Annotated in this window: 2 protein-coding genes; both read left to right on the top strand. The window is 68.9% G+C overall.

Going from position 1 to position 4,511, the window contains the following annotated elements:
• Position 1 precedes the first annotated feature (1 nt).
• Positions 2-2,611, top strand: coding sequence for an SDR family NAD(P)-dependent oxidoreductase (locus A37U_RS47420; protein ID WP_083934218.1), 2,610 nt, complete (start codon positions 2-4; stop codon positions 2,609-2,611).
• A 179-nt stretch (positions 2,612-2,790) separates the two neighbouring features.
• On the top strand, positions 2,791-4,511 hold a 1,721-nt coding region (locus tag A37U_RS0137645), incomplete at its 3' end, for a type I polyketide synthase (RefSeq protein ID WP_476707431.1).

Here is a 4,511-nt window from a genome sequence, read left to right as displayed (position 1 = left end):
TGTGCATTGTCGTCGGGTGGATGTGTCGTATGCTTCGCATCATCCGCAGGTGGACGGGCTTGCTGGGGTGATCACCGCTGATCTTCAGCCGGTTGTTCCGGTGTCGACCGGGATTCCGTTTTTTTCGACGGTGTCTGGTGTCCAGGTCGATACCAGTACTCTGAATGGTGAGTATTGGTTGGAGAATTTGCGTAGTCAGGTGAGGTTCTTCCCCACCGTGACCCATGCCCTCGACCAGGGTTTCACCCATGTGTTGGAGGTCAGCCCGCATCCGGTGCTCGGTGGTCCTTTGGAGGAGGCCGCGCAGGGGGTTCCGGTGCATGCGAGTTTGCAGCGGGATACCGGTCAGGTCCGGTTTCGGACCGCGCTGGCTGAATTGTATGTGCGGCATGGGCAGGTGGATTGGTCGGTGTTGTTCGCGGGTGCCAGGCGGGTTCCGTTACCCACGTACGCGTTTCAACACCAGCGCTATTGGCTCGACGTGCCCAAGAACCTCGGTTCGGCGGACGCCGCGGAAGCCGCGTTCTGGTCGGCGGTGCGCGAACAAGACCTCGCCGAACTCGCGAACACCCTTGGGGTGAACGAGGATCAGCGGGACTCGCTCGATGCGCTGCTTCCCGCCCTTTCCGGCTGGCAGAACCGCAGGGAGGAGCGCGCGAACCAGGATGCGCTGCGCTACCGGATCGGCTGGACCCCGCTGCGGCCGACAACGCGGCGGCCCGGTCCCGCGCCCCGGCTCGGCGGCCACTGGCTGGTGCTGACCCTGACCGGAACCGAGGTGCCCGAAGCGGTGATCACTCAGCTCGGCGCGGAACCCGTCCGTGTGGACCCGGCCACCATCACCCGCACGGAATTCGCCGAACTGCTGAGCGTGCATCGCGAATCCCCGATCACCGGGGTGCTGTCGCTGCTTGGCTGTGCTGAACAACCCCATGCCGAACAACCCACACTGAGCAGCGGACTCGTCGCGACCGTGCACCTGGCCCAGGCCATGGGCGATGCCGAACTCAACGTCCCGCTGTGGTGCGCGACCCAGGGTGCGGTGTCCACCACGCGGGATGCCGCCGCGATAAACCCGGTGCAGGCGCAGATCTGGGGGCTCGGCCGGGTGATCGGCATCGAGGCCCCGCAGCGCTGGGGCGGCCTGGTCGACCTGCCCGCCGAGGTGACCGCGGCGGCTGCCGAGCTGCTCGCAGCCGCGCTCGGTGGCAGCGAAACCACCGAGCCCGAGGTCGCGATCCGTGCCGAGGGCCTGTTCGGGCGGCGGCTGCTGCGCAGCCCGGTCGGTGGTGCGGCCGGGGAACCGTACCGGCCGAGCGGAACCGTGCTGGTCACCGGTGGAACCGGGGCGCTCGGCGCGCACGTGGCCCGCTGGCTGGCGGGCAACGGCGCCGAACATCTCGTGCTCACCAGCAGGCGCGGCCCGGAGGCGAGCGACGCCCTTGAGCTGGCCGAGGAACTGCGCGCGCTCGGCGCCGAGGTCACTCTCGCGGCCTGCGATACCGCCGACCGGGACGCGCTGCGCGCCCTGCTGGGCACGCTGAGCGAACCGCTCACCGCGGTCTTCCACGCCGCCGGGGTGCTCGACGACGGTGCGCTGGATGCGCTGACCCCGGAACGGTTCGCCACCGTGCTGCGCCCCAAGGTGGACGCCGCCCGGAACCTGCACGAGCTCACCAAGGACACCGAGCTCGCCGCGTTCGTGTTGTTCTCCTCGTTCAGCAGCGTGATCGGCAATGCGGGGCAGGGCAACTACGCCGCCGCCAACGCCTACCTGGACGCGCTCGCCGAGGCGCGCCGCGCGGCCGGGCTGCCCGCGACCGCGATCGCCTGGGGCGCCTGGGGCGGCACCGGGCTCGCCGCGGACGAGACCATCGCCGAACGTCTCGGCAAGGAGGGGGTGGCCCCGATGTCCGCGCCGACCGGCACCGCCGCGCTCGGTCTCGCCCTCGAGCACCGGGATGTCGCGCTCGGCATCGCCGACGTGCACTGGCCGCGCCTTGTGCAGCGGCATGGCAGCCGGGCACTGCTCGAACAGCTGCCCGAGGCCGCCGCACCGGCCGCTGCCGAACCCGCGGTCGCCGCCGGTACCGCCGATGCGGGCACCGCGCTGCGGCAACGGCTGGCCGAGGCGCGCCCCGCCGAGCGTGAACCCCTGCTGCTGGAGCTGGTGCGCGCCCAGGCGGCCGCGGTGCTCGGGTACGCCGGGCCGCAGGCGGTGGACCCCGAACGCGGTTTCACCGAACTCGGATTCGATTCACTGACCGCGGTGGAAACGCGCAACCGGCTGAGTGCGCGCACCGGATTGACTCTGCCGACCGCGCTCACCTTCGACTATCCGAGCCCGGCGAAACTTGCCGGGTACCTGGCCGGGCTGCTCGTTCCCGAGGACACCACGACGGCCGACTCGGTGCTCGGCGAGCTGGACAAACTCGCGCAGACCTTCGCCGGATCCGCGCCCGACGCGATCACGAGGACCAAGCTCAAGGTGGCCATGCAATCCTTTATCGCGAAATGGGCGGAGTCCGAAAACAGCGCGGATTCCGTCGAGGATTCGCTCGATTTCGGCACCGACGAAGAATTGTTCGCCCTCATCGACAAGGGCCTCTGAGGCGGAACCCGAACAGCTGCGCCCCTGTCCTGCCGACCTGGCCGGACAGGGGCGCAGCCGTGTTCTTAGGGGAGCGGTAGGGGTTGTCCGGGCACCGGGGCCTCCATAGCGTGGAAAAGGAATCCGCGGTGCTGAACCGCGCTCATCGCGCTGAATGAGGTCGTGGCCGAATGGCGAATGTGGAGAAGCTCCAGGAATACCTCAGGCTGGTGACGGCGGATCTGGCGCAGACCCGGCAGCGCGTGCGCGAACTCGAGGATCACGACCCGATCGCGGTGGTCGGCATGGGGTGTCGCTACCCGGGCGCGCACGGCCCGGATCAGCTGTGGACGCTGGTGGCCGACGAGGTGGACGCCATCTCCGAGTTCCCCACCAACCGCGGCTGGGATCTCGAGGCGATCTTCGACCCGGAACCGGCCCAGCCCGGCAAAACCTATGTCCGGCACGGCGGCTACCTGCCCGAGGCCGACCAGTTCGATGCGGAGTTCTTCGGGATTTCCCCGCGCGAAGCGGTGGTGATGGACCCGCAGCAGCGCCAGTTGCTCGAGGTGTCCTGGGAGGCGATCGAACACGCCGGGATCGACCCGCGAAGCCTGCGCGGCAGCCGCACCGGGGTGTTCATCGGCGGCTGGTCCGACGACTACACCGCGGCCGCGCGCGGGGTGTCCAAGGAGTATGAAGGGTACCTGTTCACCGGGAGCGCGGGCAGCGTGATCTCCGGGCGGGTGGCCTACAGCTTCGGACTGGAAGGTCCCGCGGTCACCGTGGACACCGCCTGCTCCTCCTCGCTGGTATCGCTGCACCTCGCGGCGCGGGCGCTGCGTAACCAGGACTGCGGGCTCGCCCTTGCCGGCGGGGTGACCATCATGTCCACCCCGCAAGGACAGATCGAGATCAGCCAGCAGCGCGCGCTGGCCCCGGACGGGCGGTGTAAGGCATTCGGGGACGACGCGGATGGTTTCGGTGCGGCCGAGGGGGTCGGGGTCGTGGTGCTGGAGCGGCTTTCCGATGCCAGGCGCAATGGTCATGAGGTGCTGGCGGTGGTGTGTGGTTCGGCGATGAACCAGGACGGGGCGAGCAGCGGGCTCAGCGCCCCGAACGGTCCTTCGCAGCAGCGGGTGATCCTCGCCGCGCTCGAGGACGCGCGCCTGGCCGCCGCGGATGTGGATGTGGTGGAGGCGCACGGCACCGGTACCTCGCTTGGGGACCCGATCGAGGCCGAGGCGCTGATCGCCGTCTACGGCAAGGATCGCGAGCCGGATCGTCCACTGTGGCTTGGTTCGTTGAAGTCGAACATCGGCCATTCCGCCGCTGCTGCGGGTGTGGGTGGGGTGATCAAGATGGTGCAGGCGTTGCGGGCTGGGGTGCTGCCGAGGACTTTGCACGCGTCGAGGCCGTCGTCGAGGGTTGAGTGGGTTGGTGGGGGTGTTGAGTTGTTGCAGGAGTCCCGTGCGTGGACCTCCGATGGCCCGCGCCGGGGTGCGGTGTCGTCGTTTGGGATTAGTGGGACGAATGCGCATGTGATTTTGGAACAGGCTCCGGAGAGCGCCACCGAGGCCGAGACCGAGACCGCGACCGAGACCGGTCCGGTGCCGGTGGTGGTGTCTGGGAAGACTCGGGAGGCGTTGCGGGGTCAGGCTTCGCGGTTGGCTGAGTGTGTGCGGGTGCATCCGGAGTTTTCGGTGGCGGATATTGGCTATTCGTTGGCGACTGGTCGGGCGGAGTTCGCGCATCGTGGTGTGGTGGTGGCGGGGGATCGTGGGGAGTTGTTGGCTGGGCTGGAGGGCCTGGCTGCGGGTGCGGAATCCGCGCTGACCGGTTCGGGTTCGGTCGCAGCGAGCCGGGTGTTGATGGTGTTTCCGGGTCAGGGTTCGCAGTGGGTTGGTATGGGTTTGGAACT

The organism is Sciscionella marina DSM 45152, from assembly GCF_000379465.1.
GTDB lineage: Bacteria > Actinomycetota > Actinomycetes > Mycobacteriales > Pseudonocardiaceae > Sciscionella > Sciscionella marina.
This window is presented reverse-complemented; position numbering and strand designations above follow the sequence as displayed.